14 protein-coding genes are annotated in these 17662 nt (G+C 42.1%); 7 read left to right on the top strand and 7 right to left on the bottom strand.

Going from position 1 to position 17662, the window contains the following annotated elements:
- Nucleotides 1–25: 25 nt before the first annotated feature.
- The gene (locus ACT29H_RS00890; protein WP_444819704.1) at nt 26–1480 is read right to left on the bottom strand and encodes a hypothetical protein; all 1455 of its coding nucleotides are present in this window, start codon (nt 1478–1480) and stop codon (nt 26–28) included.
- Nucleotides 1481–1880: 400 nt separating this feature from the next.
- Between ACT29H_RS00890 and ACT29H_RS00885 the strand changes: the two genes are divergently transcribed.
- Both ACT29H_RS00885 and dnaB read left to right on the top strand, forming a co-directional pair.
- Nucleotides 1881–2882 (top strand): glycoside hydrolase family 5 protein, encoded by a 1002-nt coding sequence (locus tag ACT29H_RS00885; RefSeq protein ID WP_444819703.1) that lies wholly within the window; start codon nt 1881–1883, stop codon nt 2880–2882.
- A gap of 282 nt (nt 2883–3164) precedes the next feature.
- Nucleotides 3165–4742: a replicative DNA helicase gene (dnaB, locus tag ACT29H_RS00880; protein WP_444819702.1), complete on the top strand. Its 1578-nt coding sequence runs from the start codon at nt 3165–3167 to the stop codon at nt 4740–4742.
- Between the two features lie 81 nt (nt 4743–4823).
- Here dnaB and ACT29H_RS00875 read toward each other — a convergent pair whose 3' ends face one another.
- The 4 genes from ACT29H_RS00875 to ACT29H_RS00860 all read right to left on the bottom strand — a co-directional run bounded on the left by ACT29H_RS00875 (nt 4824) and on the right by ACT29H_RS00860 (nt 8399).
- Nucleotides 4824–5522, bottom strand: a complete 699-nt coding sequence (locus tag ACT29H_RS00875) for a YjjG family noncanonical pyrimidine nucleotidase (protein WP_444819701.1) — start codon at nt 5520–5522, stop codon at nt 4824–4826.
- Between the two features lie 88 nt (nt 5523–5610).
- Nucleotides 5611–6483 (bottom strand): Cbp1 family collagen-binding glycoprotein adhesin, encoded by an 873-nt coding sequence (locus ACT29H_RS00870; RefSeq protein ID WP_444819700.1) that lies wholly within the window; start codon nt 6481–6483, stop codon nt 5611–5613.
- Nucleotides 6484–6772: 289 nt separating this feature from the next.
- Complete coding sequence (rsmI, locus tag ACT29H_RS00865) at nt 6773–7474, bottom strand: 16S rRNA (cytidine(1402)-2'-O)-methyltransferase (RefSeq protein ID WP_444819699.1); 702 nt, start codon at nt 7472–7474, stop codon at nt 6773–6775.
- A gap of 31 nt (nt 7475–7505) precedes the next feature.
- On the bottom strand, nt 7506–8399 hold the full coding sequence (locus ACT29H_RS00860; protein ID WP_444819698.1) for a hypothetical protein: 894 nt from the start codon (nt 8397–8399) through the stop codon (nt 7506–7508).
- Nucleotides 8400–8472: 73 nt separating this feature from the next.
- Between ACT29H_RS00860 and ACT29H_RS00855 the strand changes: the two genes are divergently transcribed.
- Both ACT29H_RS00855 and ACT29H_RS00850 read left to right on the top strand, forming a co-directional pair.
- On the top strand, nt 8473–9054 hold the full coding sequence (locus ACT29H_RS00855) for a thymidine kinase (RefSeq protein ID WP_444819697.1): 582 nt from the start codon (nt 8473–8475) through the stop codon (nt 9052–9054).
- Entirely contained in the window at nt 9051–11516 is a 2466-nt protein-coding gene (locus ACT29H_RS00850) for a bifunctional UDP-N-acetylmuramoyl-tripeptide:D-alanyl-D-alanine ligase/alanine racemase (RefSeq protein ID WP_444819696.1), read from the top strand. Before ACT29H_RS00855 ends, ACT29H_RS00850 begins: the two co-directional genes overlap by 4 nt.
- 2 nt (nt 11517–11518) lie before the next feature.
- Here ACT29H_RS00850 and ACT29H_RS00845 read toward each other — a convergent pair whose 3' ends face one another.
- Together ACT29H_RS00845 and ACT29H_RS00840 are read right to left on the bottom strand one after the other, a co-directional pair.
- On the bottom strand, nt 11519–12223 hold the full coding sequence (locus tag ACT29H_RS00845; RefSeq protein ID WP_444819695.1) for a Crp/Fnr family transcriptional regulator: 705 nt from the start codon (nt 12221–12223) through the stop codon (nt 11519–11521).
- 235 nt (nt 12224–12458) lie between these two features.
- On the bottom strand, nt 12459–13649 hold the full coding sequence (locus ACT29H_RS00840; RefSeq protein ID WP_444819694.1) for a M20 metallopeptidase family protein: 1191 nt from the start codon (nt 13647–13649) through the stop codon (nt 12459–12461).
- Nucleotides 13650–14080: 431 nt separating this feature from the next.
- On the opposite strand from ACT29H_RS00840, the gene ACT29H_RS00835 reads away from it, so the two are divergent.
- From ACT29H_RS00835 to ACT29H_RS00825, 3 genes are all read left to right on the top strand, one after another.
- Nucleotides 14081–15160, top strand: a complete 1080-nt coding sequence (locus ACT29H_RS00835) for a DUF1573 domain-containing protein (RefSeq protein ID WP_444819693.1) — start codon at nt 14081–14083, stop codon at nt 15158–15160.
- A gap of 213 nt (nt 15161–15373) precedes the next feature.
- The gene (gene meaB, locus ACT29H_RS00830) at nt 15374–16489 is read left to right on the top strand and encodes a methylmalonyl Co-A mutase-associated GTPase MeaB (RefSeq protein ID WP_444819692.1); all 1116 of its coding nucleotides are present in this window, start codon (nt 15374–15376) and stop codon (nt 16487–16489) included.
- 10 nt (nt 16490–16499) lie between these two features.
- Entirely contained in the window at nt 16500–17597 is a 1098-nt protein-coding gene (locus tag ACT29H_RS00825) for a redoxin domain-containing protein (RefSeq protein WP_444819691.1), read from the top strand.
- Nucleotides 17598–17662: the final 65 nt, after the last annotated feature.

Genomic DNA, 17662 nt, shown 5'->3' with positions numbered 1-17662 from the left:
AATTTAAGACACTCTTTAGAGAAAGTTAAAATTTAGGACGATCAATTCTTTGTAATTGAACGTAATATCCTCTGCCGTCAACGTTGGGATTGAAATTAGGGGCTTTAAGAATAAGTTTTCTATCGTTTATAGAATAAACACCTAAATATTCAAGAGAGCGAATGTTTTCCATAACATTGTTAAGTTCTTCTTTTTCCATGGCGAAAAATAGAAAATAGAGTAATTTATCGGGGTCTTTAGGGTTGGGAACCGCCGTGTATCTCCAGTATCCGCTAAAGGCTCCCTCCATGTTTTGTGTTTCACCTTCATCCCAAGCTCCTTCTTGGTGGATTGATGTTCCGTCAGGATTTAAATGTAGGATTTGTTCTACCCCCTTACCTAAAAGGTTCTTTTCTCTATTTTTATAATCGTAGTCTTCGATGCTTGCTGGAAGTCCATCCTTAGTAATAAGCATAAATCGCCAAGAACCGTGAAGAAGATTCCGGATGTCTTGGGGCGAATTTGGTTTCATTTTTTCCTCTCCTTTAACCATGGGTTTAACGGATTCATCATATTCCAGGTCTACAAAATGGAAATCTGAATTGCCCTCATTCGCCATTTTTATGTTTTTGAGGTTTGTTAAAAGATAATAGTGTTTCCCTAGCAATGCGGCATAAATACCCTGAATCTCTTTTTGGATAGAAGTTATTAATTCATCCGCTTCTTCAAATCTATCCAGCAGGATCAGTGTTTGGATAACATTATCATAAATTCCTTTGGTGATATTTTTATTGATTCTTGCTTTTTTGTTGGATAAATTCTTCTCTTCTAGTGCTTTCATCCATATTTCCAATGCTTTGTTTAATTCTGTTTTTGCTTCCTCAAAATGTTTTTGATTGAATAAATCTATGCCTTGTTTGGCAGACTCGAATGCGGAATTAATATCATCATGATTTTGGCTCTTGGTGATATAATTCAACTTAATTTCAAACCGTGGTGTGTAATTCGGTGAAAACAAATAAGAAAAATATCTCGACATATCCATCTGAATCGATAAATCTGAATCTAATCGATCTGGGGTAGCCACATGCTCAGGGTTCATAATCGGCTTATCGATGAAGTCAAATATGTTGTAGGTGCGATGGAATATTATGTTTTTGTTTGAATCTTTTATTGTTACTTCGAATGGTTGGGTGCATAAAAAGTCAGTAATTGGACTTTTATTGCCATAACTATCGGAATGCTCTAATGAAAAACTAGAATGTTTGGCGGCAGGATAAGACTTTATTGAAATAAATAAATCGGGATTCTCCTCTGTTTTTTTTAAGCCTTCTATATTGAAATGAAAGTCTTTACAGAAATAGCTTTCGGGGTTGTTTTTTAATTTGATAAGGGGTTTGGTGGGAACATGAAGTATGAATTTTTCTTTTTTAACCTTCTGAGATATCCCCGGAATCCAAAGAATGAAACACAAAAAACTGATAGTGTAAATTTTTTTCATGATAATTTTAAATAAAAAACGGATTGATTATTAATAATATGTATTTTACAAAAATAAAAATTTATTAATGCTTTATAGCGTTTCCTTAAAAAAACAATGAATTTATGTGTAGAAATGTGTATATTTGAAAAGTGTTAACCATACACTTAGATGATGGAAAAGTAATATTTTTATGGGTGTTGATTAATCTAAGTTGCCGACAACTAGGATGGTGGGATCATGTTTGAATATTTCTTTTATGACAAATCATTATTGTTATAAATGTTTCTTTCTTTTTTCTTGATTCTCTTAGTCAGGCATAGGAACATTAAGAAAGTATTGAATGGGTTTTTAATGATAACTGTCTGATGAGGTGTTTTTTATGTGGTTTTTAAAATGAAACTTTATAATTTTAAGCATTATGAAGAGAAAGATTTTATTAATTAATCTGATTTTCCTGCTTGCGATGATGTTGGCTTCCGCACAGGAAACAAAACTGACCCGGATATCTGTTGATGGAAACAAGTTTGTGAACGCTCAGAATGAGACCATTGTATTTAAAGGGTTTAATATTGCTGATCCGGACCGGCTGGAAAAAAATGGTCATTGGAAGAAAGAACTTTTTGAAGAACTGAATCGGTGGGGCGCCAACATCGTTCGGTTACCGGTGCATCCCTCGGCTTGGCGGGAACGGGGTGAAGAGGAATATCTTAAGCTTCTGGACCAGGGCATCCAATGGGCCAAAGAGTCGGGATTATATGTGATCATTGACTGGCATTCCATCGGGAACCTGCGAACCGGATTGTTCCAGGCCAAAATGTATGACACTTCCATCCGGGAGACGCTAAGGTTCTGGTATACCATCTCGCGCCGGTATGCCGATGAGCCGGCGGTGGCGCTTTACGAAATATTTAATGAACCCACTACATTTAATGGTCAGCTGGGATCGCTGTCGTGGGAACAGTGGACCGAAATCGTTTCGGACATCATATCCGTTATTCAAGCCAACAGTCCTCATGCCGTTGTTTTGGTGGCCGGCTTTAACTGGGCCTATGATCTGACGCCGCTGATGCATTCTCCTTTGCCGTTCGACAATGTTGCCTATGTCAGTCATCCCTATCCGCAGAAGCGGGAACAGCCCTGGGTGCCGCAATGGGAACGTGACTTCGGATTTGTGGCCGACCACTATCCGGTCATTGCCACAGAAATTGGATATATGTATCCCGATCAGAAGGGCGCTCACATCCCCTGTCTGGGAGATGAGGAATATGGCCGTACCATCATGGATTATTTTGATGCCAAAGGCATCTCCTGGGTGGCCTGGGTCTTTGATCCCGATTGGTCGCCACAGTTAATCAAAGACTGGAACTATACCCCAACCCGGGCCGGACAGTTTTTTAAGGATGAATTGCTGAAGAAATAAATCGTTTTGTTTGGGTGATCTGAAGCATTTTAAGAGATCAATAATTAAGAATCATTAAGGATAAAAAGTTATTCTCCTTTTCCTGAGCGCATGACGGCATTTATTGTCCAGGGCAGGAAAAGGAGAATATTTTTTATGAATATTTTTTAATGGTTTCCTGCTTGAAAATTTTCTAACTTTGTTTTCCTTTGGCTCTTCAATTTTTAAAAAGATTAAGAGGCGTCCTTAATTTTGTTCGAGACAAATGAGGATGAGATAATTCGTGAATAGCGTAGTATTATTATGGCTCAAAAAAATTACGGGAATAACAAACCAAGAAGCAAGACACCTGCCCAAATGGATGTAGACATGGGAAAGATGCCTCCCCAGGCCGTGGAAGTAGAAGAGGCTGTTTTGGGAGCACTTTTGCTGGAAAAAGATGCCTTTATCAACGTTTCGGAATTGCTGAAGGCAGAATGCTTTTATAAAGAAGCACATCAGTACATATTTCAGGCCATAGCCAATTTGTTTTACCACGAGCAACCGGTCGACATCCTTACTGTTACGGAAGAGTTAAAGAAGATGGATAAGATTGAGGAGGTTGGCGGCGCTTTTTACGTTTCCCAATTAACCAGTCGTGTCGCTTCTGCCGCTCATATTGAATATCATGCACGAATCATTTGGCAGAAGTATCTTCAGCGGGAAATGATTCGCATTTCGAGTGATTTGCAGACCCGCTCCTATGATGAGTCGATCGATGTTAACGACCTGCTGGATGAGGCAGAAAACAGCTTTTTTCTGCTTTCTCAAGGCTCCATGAAGAAGGAGGTGACACAAATTGATCCGGTCATACAGGAGTCGATTGATCGCATTCGGGAAGCCGGGAATCGTAAGGATGGGTTAAGCGGTGTTCCTTCCGGCTTTACCGGTCTGGATCGGATTACTTCGGGATGGCAGGCTTCCGACCTGGTGATTATTGCAGCTCGTCCGGCGATGGGGAAAACGGCCTTTGTGTTGTCGATGGCACGAAATATGGCGGTGTCCCATCAGGCGCCGGTGGCACTCTTTTCTCTGGAGATGTCTAATGTTCAGCTGGTGAATCGTTTGATCGTATCGGAAACGGAAATTCCCGGCGAAAAAATCAAAAATGGAAATCTGGCACCTTTCGAATGGGAGCAGCTCGATACAAAAATTCATTCTCTAATGGGAGCCCCCATCTATGTGGATGATACGCCCGGTCTATCTATCTTTGAATTAAGGGCCAAATGTCGTCGGCTGAAAAAACAGCACGATATTCAGGTGGTCATTATTGACTACTTGCAGTTGATGAGTGCCTCGGGGATGAACCCCGGAAGCCGTGAGCAGGAAGTTAGTATGATTTCCCGCTCATTAAAAGGCCTTGCCAAGGAGTTGGATATCCCCATATTGGCTTTGTCGCAGCTGAACCGGGGCGTGGAAAATCGCTCGGGAATTGAAGGGAAACGTCCTCAGCTGGCCGACCTTCGTGAGTCAGGAGCCATTGAACAGGATGCTGATATGGTGTTGTTTATCCATAGACCTGAGTATTATGGTATTTTCGAGGATACAGACGGGTATTCACTTGAAGGTATGGCTGAAATAATCATTGCCAAGCATCGTAACGGTGCTACGGGCGATGTGCGACTACGTTTTCGTAAGGAACTGGCACGTTTCGAAGATCCCGAATTGCAGGGACTTCCCACCTCCGGTGTCGGTTTTGATATGGAGAATGGTGCCGCCGCCCCAATGACCTTTAGTTCCAAGATGAATGAAGAAGAGGAAGCGACCCCCGGAAAGGGAACTGCTTCCAATGGATTTGAGGTTCCACCTCCATCCGGTTTTGGCAGCGAGGCGCCCTTTTAATATGCCATGGTTTAATTGGCTTTTACGACGACCTTGTTATCGTTTGAGTTTAGGATGATAGGCCTAAACTCAAATGATTTTTTAGAGCCATTCTATTAACTCTTTCAGCGATGTTATTTCTTTAAAAACTTCTTCGTCGTGAGGTTTTCTTTTCGGGTTAAAAAATACTTGATCAATACCCGAATTACGAGCCCCTTTGATGTCGTTCTCCAGGCTGTCTCCAATCACTAGGCTTTCGTTTTTGGAAGCTTTGGCATTCTTGAGGGAATATTCAAAAAATGCAGGGTTCGGCTTGTTTACACCAATATCTTCTGAGATGAAAGTTTTTTCAAAATAGGGGGCCAGCCCGCTTTTTTCCAGTTTTGAATATTGGGTTTCCCGGAAACCGTTGGTAATAATATATAAATGATATTTTTTTTGCTGCAGGTAGTTCAGAAGTTCAAAAGCATGAGGGATAACATTGGTTTCCTTTGAATTGTTGGTGACAAAGTCTTCTGAGAATCTTTCGGCCATAGCAAAATCATCGACCCCAACACTTCTAAACGTTTGGTAGAAACGCCCTATTTTTAATTCTTTTTTGGAAATTCGTCCGTACTGATAATCTCTCCATAGCCGTTCATTGATGGGGGAGTATCTCTGGAAAAAGTTGTCAAAATCTTTAAAGTGATTTCCAAGGTGATACTTTTCAAACAGCTTTTTAAGTGTTAGTGCTTGGTTGGCATCAAAATCCCAGATGGTGTGATCGAGATCAAAAAAGAGATGTTTGTATGGTATTGTCATAAATTTTGAATTGTTTTAAAAATGTTTCGGCCCCAGAGAACGTTATTCTTCTCGGGGGCCGAAAGTTAAATAAAGTGTTGGAAATATTCTATCTTGCTAAAACTACCAAGTATCTGGATACACTCCAGAATTGTTCTTTATCATTTATTACCAGCACCTGATTACCATCTTCCTGTTCACTAAGCGTGAAGGATCCCTGCGGATGTGTGGACAGAATTTTTACATTGGGCTGGAACAGTTCGATACTGTCGGTTTGGCGAATATCGATTTCTGCAAAATAGTCTTTCGCAAATTGCTCTTTGAGCACTTCTGTTTTACCGAAAAAGAGAAATCCTTTGTAATCGATGATGTTTTTTTCTTTGAGCTCGGATCGTGTTCCGATGGCATAATACCCTGTGTACATGTCATTTTTTGTAGCCTCCAGTTGAGCTCTGGCTTCGGCATTCACCTCTTTCATGGAGTCGAGAGTTAACTCCATATCTGTGAGCGCAAAATTCATATTGTCAATTTCGGCATTCTTTTCTTTGAGAAGTTCGTTGAGTTCTTTGATTTCCTGATTTCTTTGTTGTAACTCTTCCTGTAGGCTGACTACCAGTTTTCTCAAACGCCCACTTTCTACACCGGACCGTTTCAGTTGTTCCTCCAATGATTCAATTCGTTCTTTGTTTTGAACCATCAGGTCATATATCAGCCGGATGTCTTCATTGATTTGTTCGGCTGCATCCCCCTTGGTTTCGCCTTTACTGGCTTTAAGGGCAATGATTTTTTCTTTTTCCTTGATTACCCTTAACGTGGCTTCAATATCTCCAATGGTATTAACCATTTGATTCATCTGAGAGTCTTTGAGTGCAGTTATTCTTGCCAATGAATCATTTTGAACTAATAACTCCTTGCGACTAGGACCTTGCTGACATTGCCAAAGCAATGGCAATATTAAAAGCACTAATAATGTTTTGTTCATGTTTTTTGTTTTTCAGAGTTTAAGATTAATCAATTGTAAGTTAGGTTTATATATTGTGTGTGATGGATAGCGAACTAAAAATTTTAATGCTATAAATTGTTTGATAATGAAATCTAATGTATTATCAATATGCCCCTGTGGTCAATATCGAAAAATGATGTTAGAAATATAACACTATAAAAGATTAAATTCCATAGTATCCAGTGAAAATTAACCATTTAATTGAAGAAAATGGTTGAGGTATTTGTCTTAAAACCGGAAAGTCGTGTTGCGTCTAGAGGCAAAAAAATTATTTTTTCCCATTGACTACAATCACGATTTCGCCTTTTGGCGGGGTTTGTGTGTAGTGACTTTGAAGTTCTTCCAAGGTTCCGCGAATAACCTCTTCATGTATTTTGCTGATTTCTCGGCAAACCGCGGCCTGTCGGTCATTTCCTAAAGCATCTTTAAGTTGCCCCAGTGTTTTTACCAGACGGTGTGGTGATTCGTATAAAATAAAAGTACGTGTTTCCGAAATCAGGGATTCCAATCTGGTTTTACGTCCTTTTTTGACGGGCAGAAAGCCTTCGAAGGAGAATCGGTCATTGGGAAATCCTGCTGCTACCAGTGCCGGCACGAATGCGGTAGGGCCAGGCAGGCATTCAACCGGAATTCCCTCTTCAATACATTTTCTGACTGCCAGAAAACCCGGATCGGAAATGGCCGGTGTCCCTGCATCGGATATCAGGGCCGCTTTTTCTCCGGAATGTAAACGCTCTGCTATTTTATCGATGGCAGCGTGTTCGTTAAATTTATGGTGCGCATACATCCGGGTGTTGATATCATAATGTTTCAGCAGTTTTCCTGAAGTGCGGGTATCTTCGGCTAGGATAAAATCCACTTCTTTTAGAATCCGAACCGCCCTGAAGGTCATATCTTCAAGGTTTCCAATAGGTGTGGGAACAATAAAAAGTTTTCCTGACTTTTCGGATGAATTGGTTTTACCCGGCATTTGACATTTGATTTTTGGGTCTATTTAGAGATTACAAGAAGCGGCGTTCCACCAGTTCCAGGAAACGGTTCACTGCATCCTCTTCAGGGTCCCAGTGAAAGTTGGCCAACAGAAAACTACGGGCATCCTCGATTCCATTCATCTGGTTGAGCTGATCCAGCGTTTGATTCATTACATCGGCATTACCGCCAAATAGTTCTCGCTGGAAGAAAAAGCGATCGTTAATGCCCAGCGCTTTTTTCAGATCCTGAACAGGGGGTAATGTCAAAGATCGTTTTTTTCGGGTGTCAGATTGATTTTTGCCAATATGCTCATTGAACGAGGCTTTATTGGTTCCCAATTTTTCCCCTAAAACCCGACCATTGTTTTTGGTTGTTACGTTTGGTTGTATAACGTTTGAACTTTTATTCTGTTGTGTTTCTGGTTCTGTTTTTTCCTTCTCAGGAGTCGGTGTCACCTTGGTCGAAGACGTCTCGGCGGAGGTATTAACATCAGTTTTGATTTCTTCGTGTGGCGGTTCTTTATCTATGGTTTCCGAAGAAGAGATGTTAACGATTGTCTCTGGTGTTACAGGCTCGGGTTGAGGTTCCTTTTGTTTTGTGTTTTGAGGAACCACTTTATCCTGATCGGTGGCGGTAACCGGAGGTTGGATGGTATTAGTTTGTTCCGGAACCTTGATATTTGCTTTTTCGGTATTGGGAATATCCGGTTGTTTCTCCTCCCGAACAGGTGGTTGGGGTATCTTTTGAGAGGCGCCGGCAATTTCTTCCAAAACGTCAATTTCATCCAGGATGCTGTGAAGTTTATTTCGAGCAAGTCGGTAAAAAACTTTAGAAATTTCGTTTTTTCCTTTGAACGATTGCGTCAATGTTTCTACTTCCTGGAGGTCGCGCAAAATTATTTCGAGAAGAGCATCTTTTTCCATAATATCTTGAGGCCCATTTTTCGTTACATTTGCAAATGTAGTGAATGCAATGATAAAATAAATTATTCTTTTAATGTTTCTTGAGAACAAGGTTGATAAAACAGAAAAACGGGGCTGGATCGAGGTTATTACCGGTTCCATGTTTTCGGGTAAAACCGAAGAGTTGCTTCGCCGCCTTCGTCGGGCGCGCATTGCCCGTCAGCGGGTAGAAATATTTAAACCGCTTGTTGACAATAGATACAGTGAGGAAGAAGTGGTATCGCACGATTCCAATAGTATTCGTTCTACGCCGGTGGAAAGTTCAGGGAATATTCTGCTGTTGAGCAGTAATGTTGATGTCGTGGGTATTGATGAAGCTCAGTTTTTCGATAAGGAACTGAGCAACGTTTGTAATCAATTGGCCAATCAGGGGATTCGTGTTATCGTGGCCGGTCTTGATATGGATTTTAAAGGAAATCCTTTTGGGCCCATTCCGGCTTTGATGGCCAGCGCCGAATATGTTACCAAGGTACATGCCATTTGTGTTTATTGTGGCGACTTGGCTCATTTCTCCCTGCGCAAATCGACCAGCGATAAGTTGGTGGAAGTAGGGGCTGACGAGGCTTACGAAGCTGTTTGCCGGCACTGTTATCAAAAAAAGGTAGTAAGGAAATGATAGCATATTCTTTGGATCAAATAGCAGAAGCCTGCGGAGGTAGATTGTTTAAAAAAAAGGATTCGCAAATTTCACGATTGTTTATCGACAGTCGGTCGGTTTATGATGCTTCAGAAGGACTCTTTTTTGCATTGCGAGGAAACAGACACGACGGACATCAATTTTTACATCAGCTGATCGAAAAAGGGGTTTGTAATTTTGTGGTTAGAGAAGGGAAACTCCCTGTTGCGTTGAAGGAAAAGGCCAATTGGATTGAGGTGCCCGATGTGTTGAAGGCTCTACAAGATATCGGGGCTTATCATCGTCAACATTTCACGGTGCCGGTGCTGGCAATAACGGGAAGCAACGGTAAAACCATTGTTAAGGAATGGATTACCCAAATGATAGGCGGTGACCTTCTGGTGGCACGGTCGCCTCGAAGCTATAACAGCCAGGTAGGCGTTCCCCTTTCTGTATGGCAGATGAATAACCGATCCGATCTGGCTATTATCGAGGCGGGCATCTCTCTTCCGGGCGAAATGGAACGTCTGGAACGGATCATTCATCCCACCATGGGGCTTTTTACTACACTGGGACAGGCACATCAGGAAAATTTTGCTTCTCAGGAAGAGAAACTTTATGAGAAGTTACGCCTCTTCAAAAATGTGACAACCCTTTTTTACAATGCAGATCAACCGATGGTGGATACTGCCATAAAGCAGTATTATCCGGAAAAAACATTGCTTTCGTGGGGCCGGTCTCCGGAAGCTACACTTCGGTTGCTGGAAGTGGCTGATGTAAATGAGCATAAACAGTTGAGACTGAAATATGAAAACGACGTCTTTAATATAGAGATACCCTTTACCGACCGGATGAGTGTGGAGAATGTTCTTCCTGTGGTCTTGTTTCTTCTGCATCAGGATTATCCGGTTGCCACCATTTCACAAAGAGCCATGTCGTTGGTGTCGGTGGCAATGAGGTTGGAACAAAAAGAAGGGATTAATCACAATTTGCTCATCAATGATACCTATAACTCGGATATAACCTCTTTGGAGATGGCTCTTGATTTTTTGGTGCAGCAAAGCCGGAAGAAGGGCGTCAACAGGACCGTTATTCTCTCCGATTTATTACAAACCGGGTTGCCGGATGATGACCTTTATCCACTTGTTGCCAACTTAATAAAGGAAAAAGAAATCGATCGGTTTATTGGTGTTGGTTCATCGTTAATGCGGCATGCTTCATTGTTTGGGGGCGAAGCCCGATTTTTTGAAACCACTGAAGATCTGTTGAAGGCTATTTCCTCTTTTCGGTTTCGAGAAGAAGCCATCTTGGTAAAAGGATCACGGCGTTTTTCTTTTGAGCGTGTGGTTCAGCAGTTGGAGTTAAAGCGACATGCTACGGTGATGGAGATTAACCTGGATGCCTTGACTCACAATTTGAATCAGTATCGTCGGTTGTTGAAACCCGAAACCCGGGTTTTGGCAATGGTAAAAGCCTTCTCGTACGGAAGCGGTTCATATGAGATAGCCGCCGCATTGCAATATCAGAATATTGATTACCTGGGCGTGGCCTTTGCTGATGAAGGGGTAGAGTTGCGACGTGCGGGAATAAGTGTTCCTATAATAGTTATGAATCCCGAAGAGAAAAGTTTCGGGCAAATGATCGATTATAATCTTGAACCTGAAATATACAATTTCAGAGTACTGGAAGCGTTCCACAGGGTTGTACAATCCGAAAACAGACACCAGGTTGCGGTTCATTTGAAAATTGATACGGGAATGCATCGGATGGGATTTTCGGAAGATGAGATTGAAGAGTTGATAGGTCGAATGAAACAAAAACCGGATTTAAAGATTAAATCGGTGTTTTCGCATCTGGCCGGTAGTGATGATGCCAACCATGACGACTTTACCAAAAGTCAGATCCATCTGTTTAAGGCCGTATGCGAAAGACTGAAAGGTGGGCTGAATACCGATTTCTGGATGCACATTCTTAACAGTGCTGGCATTGAGCGGTTCCCGGAGGCTCAATTTGATATGGTTCGTCTGGGCATTGGCCTTTATGGTATTGGTGCCGGAAAAATTGAGGCCTTACGTAATGTCATCACCCTGAAATCCTTTATATCCCAGATAAGAGCTGTCGCAGCGGGAGATACCATAGGGTATAATCGTGCCGGCAATCTGGGACGCGACGGGAAAATCGGTATTGTGCCAGTGGGCTATGCCGATGGTTTAAACCGTCGTTTAAGTAACGGGAAAGGCCGAATGTTGATCAGAGGCCGACGAGCACCTATTGTCGGTAATATTTGTATGGATATGTGTATGGTGGATCTGACGGATCTAGATGCCGTTGAAGGGGATGAAGTTATCGTCTTCGGGGACAATTACCCGGTTACGGAAATGGCCCGCCTGCTGGGAACCATTCCATATGAAGTCCTAACCGGTATTTCGCGTCGGGTGGTAAGAGTGTATTACCGGGAATAAGTTTAACCGAGTCTGGAGATTCGTTCCAGTTTCTTCTCATCAAGGATGCGAATAATGCGCCCGTCAACGGTCAAAAGTTTTTCTTTGGCAAAAGCGGTTAGAGTACGGATGGCATTGGAAGCGGTCATGTTTGAAAAGTTCGCCAGATCTTCTCTTGATAAGTATATTTTCAAGGTGCAATTGTCATCTTCATACCCGTAAATGTCACGTAAAACAAGGAGGCTTTCGGCAAGCCGGCCCCTAATGTGTTTTTGTGTCAGCGAAACGGTTCTGAAGCGGGCAAAGCCCAACTCTGTGGCAAATGATTTGATGATGTTCATACACAAATCATTGTTTGTTTTCATTAGTTTCATGATCACATCTCTTGCCACATGAAAGATAACGCATGGTTCAAAAACCACGGCAGAAGCAATATGTCGTTCGTTGGCAAATAATGCCCGATAACCAATAAATCCAGGGCCGGAGGCCATTCTGACAATCTGGTCGCGTCCCATCATCCCTTCTTTATAAATCTTAACTTTGCCGGCACCGATGCACAGTAGCCCCGTGGGCCATTCTCCTTCCTGGTAAATGATTTGATTTTTCCGGTATTTAATAGTCGTGTGGTTCTCCAGGAGATAAGTTTGTTCTTCTGGTGTTAACACATCATATAGTTGTGGAATGTCTTTTATTGTAAGTTCCCGAAGTGTTCCTTTCTCTGTCACCATTGCATGATCTGTGTTCTATAACAATGTTTTAAAACAGTCAAAAATATAAAAAAACAACGACTCTTCAACGTTAAAATTTGATAACGATTACTATGTGATGAGTTGTTGTGGCATTTCCATCAATGTATTGTATTCGTCTGAAGGGGTCTGTCTTATCCTATTAGTTCTTTAGGTTGCGAATTTATACCGTTCCAATTCCGCTTTCTGCCTTCCATGTTATATGCTGGATTTAGCATTAATCGGCTCCCAAGAAATTAACGGCCAGCCAAGTCAACACTTCCGTTGCGGTTTCCAAAGCTTTTTCGTTGAGGTTAAAATAGGGTGTGTGTAAGGCTCCTGTCTCTCCCTTGTTTTGGGCCACTCCAAACCGGTAAAAAACGGATGGAAATTTTTGGGAATAGTAACCAAAATCTTCGGCTGTCATACGGATGCCCATCTCTTCGACTCTATTGTCGCCCAAAAGTTCTTTGGCCAGCGATAAAGCTTGACGGGTAGTTTTTTCATGATTGAAAACCACCGGGTAACCATCTTTAATATCGACGGTGCAACGCGCCCCCATAGCTTCGGCGGTTCCTTGTGCAATATTTCTAATGCGATCTTTGATACGTCCTCTCCACTCTTCATCCAAGGTTCGTAAAGTGCCGGCAATTTCCACCTTTTCGGGGATGATGTTGGTGGCGCCCAATCCTTCTATTCGACCAAAAGAGAGTACGGTCGGGATGGTGGTTGGTACAAATCGGGAAACAATTTGCTGAAGCGCTACGATGATGTGCGACGCAGTTAAGATGGTGTCGGTAAGTGTATGAGGAAGGGCGGCATGTCCTCCTTGTCCGGATACGGTCAGATATACTTCATCCCCCGAAGCCATGTACATACCTGGACGGAAGCCTACATGTCCGGCAGCCATTTCCGGCAACACATGCTGACCAATGATCAGCTCCGGCGTTGGATGTGTTAGTGCTCCCTCATTAATTAAAAGGCTGGCGCCTCCGGGGAATTTTTCTTCCCCTGGTTGAAAAATTAATAAGATGGTTCCGTTCCACTTGTCTTTGAGTTGATTTAATACATTGGCAACCCCTATCAAGACAGCGGTGTGGGCATCGTGTCCACATGCATGCATCACTCCTTTGTTGACCGATGCGAACGGCAGGTTTGTCTCTTCCCGTATGGGTAAAGCATCCATGTCGGCTCGCAAGGCAATAACCTTTCCTTCGTTTTTTCCTTGAATGGTGGCAATGATACCTGTTCCGGCTACTCCGCTGCGAAAAGGGATGCCGGCCTTTTTAAGCCGGGAAGCAACATATTCTGCAGTGTTGTGTTCTTCAAACGATAGCTCGGGATGCTGATGAAGATGGCGTCTGTCCGTGATAATATGTTTAAGTTGTTCTTTGGTGAGTCGACGGACCAATTGTTTTAGTTCTTCCATAATTTTGTTTCCAAATGTTGGTGTTTATAGGGTTGATAGATTGGATTGCCCACCTCATTATAAAAAAATATGTTGCAAGAGTTGGAATCCCGAAAAACAAAGATAGTGGTTTGTGTCGGGATGTAAAAAATACTCGATGCCTCACTGCATCGTTCGGCAAGGGATTTGTAAGGATGTTTCTGTTTTCTTTTTGCACCCATCAGGACACCTTTAAAGACGGGGATATCCGAATCGGGAGGTGTTTGACCGTTACAAAACTAACTTTTAACCGATTATCAAAATCAGAAATATTATTAGCTTTGTACGTTGCACTATGTACAATACCGTTTTTTTTGTTCTTAGAAGGGAAATGCAATGAAGGCAAGGTTGTACGGGGTGATAGAACATCATTCATTGATATTAAAGTTTCATATATAAAAATGGTTTTTACTATGAATAGAGTTTATTTATTCTTAATTGTGAGCATGATTGGGATGCAGGTATTTTCCCAAGCAAAGAAACCTGTAGCTGATTTTGAGGAGAAAGTTTTTGATTTTGGAGAGATTAAAGAGGATGGTGGAAAAGTAACGCATTCTTTCACTTTTAAAAACACCGGAGACCAACCTTTGATTATTCATAATGTTCGCGCCTCCTGCGGTTGCACCAGTCCCGAATGGACGCGACAACCCGTTCAACCGGGGAAAACGGGCTTTGTGAAAGCTACCTTTGATCCGCGTAACAGACCCGGGAATTTCAATAAATCCATCATGGTTTATACCAACGGACAAGAGTCAACCATTGTTCTGAGAATTACCGGTAAAGTGTTGCCTCGTGAGAAAACCATTGAAGATATTTATCCTCGTGCCATGGGGCCTGTAAGGCTTAAGTCGGCGCATTTCTCGTTTACTCGTATTGATCCGAAAGCCGTAAAAACGGAAGAACTGGAATTGATCAATACCTCTGACAATCCTGTTAAAATCGAATTTGAGAATGTACCCAAGCACCTCCAATTGAAAATGGAACCCGAAACGGTCAAGCCGGGACAAAAAGGTAAGATCGTTGCTACTTATGATGCTTCGGTAAAAAATGACTGGGGGTTTGTGGTGGATCAGATTTATTTGAAGATGAATGGGGAGTTGAATCGTCAAAACAGATTAAGCATTAGTGCCACTATTGAGGAAGACTATTCTAAATGGACAGAAGAGCAGATGGCTAACGCCCCCGTAATTGAAATCGATGACCGCGTGTTTGATTTTGGGGAAATTAAGCAAGGCGAAAAAGTTTCTCATGCTTTTATCGTTACCAATAAAGGAAAGGCCAATCTAATTCTCCGAAAAGTCAGGGCTTCCTGTGGTTGTACCGCAATCCAGCCGGATAAAACAGTGATAGGTCCGGGCGAAAGCACCAAGATTGTTGCTATATATAATTCAGCAGGCATGAGTGGTCGGCAAAATAAATCCGTTACCATTTATTCCAACGACCCTAAGCGCAGCACGCTGTTACTTAGGCTGAGTGGTACTGTTGTGAAATAAGTAGGAAGGTTGACAAATTTCATGATTTAAGATAGTTTTAGCTTTATAAATGACACCTCATAATTTTGATTTTGTATTATAAATCTATGATCCTATAAATCTAACATTTAGGGTGCCGATAATCTATTTGTTGAGCGAATTAATAAAAAACCATAATAGATTACTAACTTTGCCTTTTATAAATGAAGGTATAGTATATAACGAGATTGCTGAATGAGTTTCGGGGGAAAACAGGAACATATAGAAAATGATCCTTCTTTTAAAGGACTAAACGTAAATAAAGGAGTAGAAAGTCTGCCATCGGTTAATCCTGATGCGTCGCGCATATTTTTGAAGCGAAAGCGTTCAAAGCTTACGGTTGAGCAATATGTGGAAGGTATCCTTAAAGGGGATGTAACCATTCTGAGCCGTGCCGTCACCATGATCGAAAGCAATAAAGCAGAACATCGTGAAATAGCGCGTCAGATCATTGAAGGTTGCCTGCCACATTCCGGTAAGTCGATAAGGATTGGGATAACCGGAGTTCCAGGCGCCGGAAAAAGTACTTTTATTGAGGCATTAGGACTCCATATTATTGATCGAGGCAGAAAGTTGGCGGTGTTGGCGATAGATCCCAGTAGTGAGCGGTCAAAGGGCAGTATTTTGGGCGATAAAACGAGAATGGAGAAGTTGTCGGCCGAAAAAAATGCGTATATTCGTCCTTCTCCTTCTGCAGGATCATTAGGAGGGGTGGCCCGCAAAACAAGAGAAACGATCATTTTATGTGAAGCCGCAGGTTTTGATACCATATTTATTGAGACGGTGGGAGTAGGACAGTCGGAGACAGCGGTTCATTCCATGGTCGATTTTTTCCTTCTGTTGATGCTTGCCGGCGCAGGTGATGAACTCCAGGGTATTAAAAGAGGAATAATGGAGATGGCCGATGCCATAGCCATTAATAAGGCGGATGGCCAAAACCTTCAGAAAGCCAAAATGGCGCAAGCCGAATACCGAAATGCGCTGCATTTATTTCCTCCAACCCGTTCGGGCTGGACGCCAAAGGTGGAAATTCTTTCTTCGCTTTATAACATAGGTGTGAATGAGATTTGGGAAATGATTCTGGAATACATGGGCCTGACCAAAGGCAATGGATTTTTTAATGCGAATCGCAGGGAGCAGTCCAAATATTGGATGTATGAATCCATTAATGAACAATTGAAAAACAGCTTTTACCAGCATCCGGGAATAAAAGAGGAACTGGAACGATATGAGCAAAAAGTGCTGAACGATGAAACCAGCTCTTTTATTGCTGCTCGAGAGATTCTGAATAAATACTTTGATAAACTATAATGATTATTTTATGAGACAAATTGCTTTTTTATTGGTAATTGGTGTTTTACTTGCTTCTTGCGGGAAAAACAATCAATACACGGTATCAGGAACCATTGACGGCGTTGGCGACGGCACTGCTCTTCTGCAAAAAGTAGGAAAAACAGGGGCAGAAACTATTGACAGCGTACAAATTGCGGACGGAAAATTTCAGTTTACCGGTTCGGTTGAAAATCCTGAATTGTTCCTGATCCTCATTAATGACAACAGAATGCCTGTAGCGTTATTTTTGGAACCCGGCGATATCAGTATTTCCGGAAATATAGAAAACCTGAACGATGCCGTTGTGGAAGGTGGTGAATTGAATAAAATTCTCAAGTCCTTTAACGACTCAATTCCATCCATGGATAGAGCTCAGGGCCTTCAGCAAGAATTTATGGAAGCCCGTCAGGCAGGCGATCAGGAGAAAATGCAAGCCTTGGCTGCAGAATATCAATCCATCATGATGGCGCAGCAGGAGTATTACCACAACTTTGTTCGTGAAAATTCCGACAATCCGGTTGGTGCTTTCTTAGCACTCAATATGGCCAGATCTTTGGATATGGAAGAACTGGAGGAGCTGGTAACTTCTTTCGAAAAGAGTATCCCCGGGCATCCTTATGTTGAGGAGTTGAAAGAGATGCTGGAGCCTATGAAAAAGCAGAAAGCTGCTGAAGATGCGATTCAGATTGGGAAAGAAGCCCCTGATTTTACGCTGACCGATATGGATGGTAATGAAGTAAGCCTCAAAGACTTTAATGGTAAATATGTGCTTCTGGATTTCTGGGCTTCATGGTGCCGCCCCTGCCGGGATGAAATGCCCAATGTGGCTAAAGCATACCAGCAATTTGCAGGAGAAGAATTTGAAGTGATCGGGGTTTCTCTCGATAAAACAAAAGAACCTTGGCTGAAAGCGGTGGAAGAAGATAATATTAACTGGGTACAACTGCACGATCCGGAAGGTGATGTGGCTAATACCTACGGAGTTCAATCTATTCCATTTACGTTGTTACTCGACAAAGATGGGGTGATCATTGAAAAAAATCTTCGCGGAGATGCTTTGCAAGAAAAACTGGATGAAATTTTATAATTTATAAGTTAAAACCTCTTACCAAAAAGGGCTGTCTGAATAGGCAGCCCTTTTTTTAGTATGCC

Source organism: Thermophagus sp. OGC60D27 (genome assembly GCF_052400625.1).
Classification (GTDB): Bacteria; Bacteroidota; Bacteroidia; order Bacteroidales; family Marinilabiliaceae; genus Thermophagus.
Note: the sequence above shows the minus strand (reverse complement) of the source record. Positions and strands in the feature narration are given on the sequence as shown.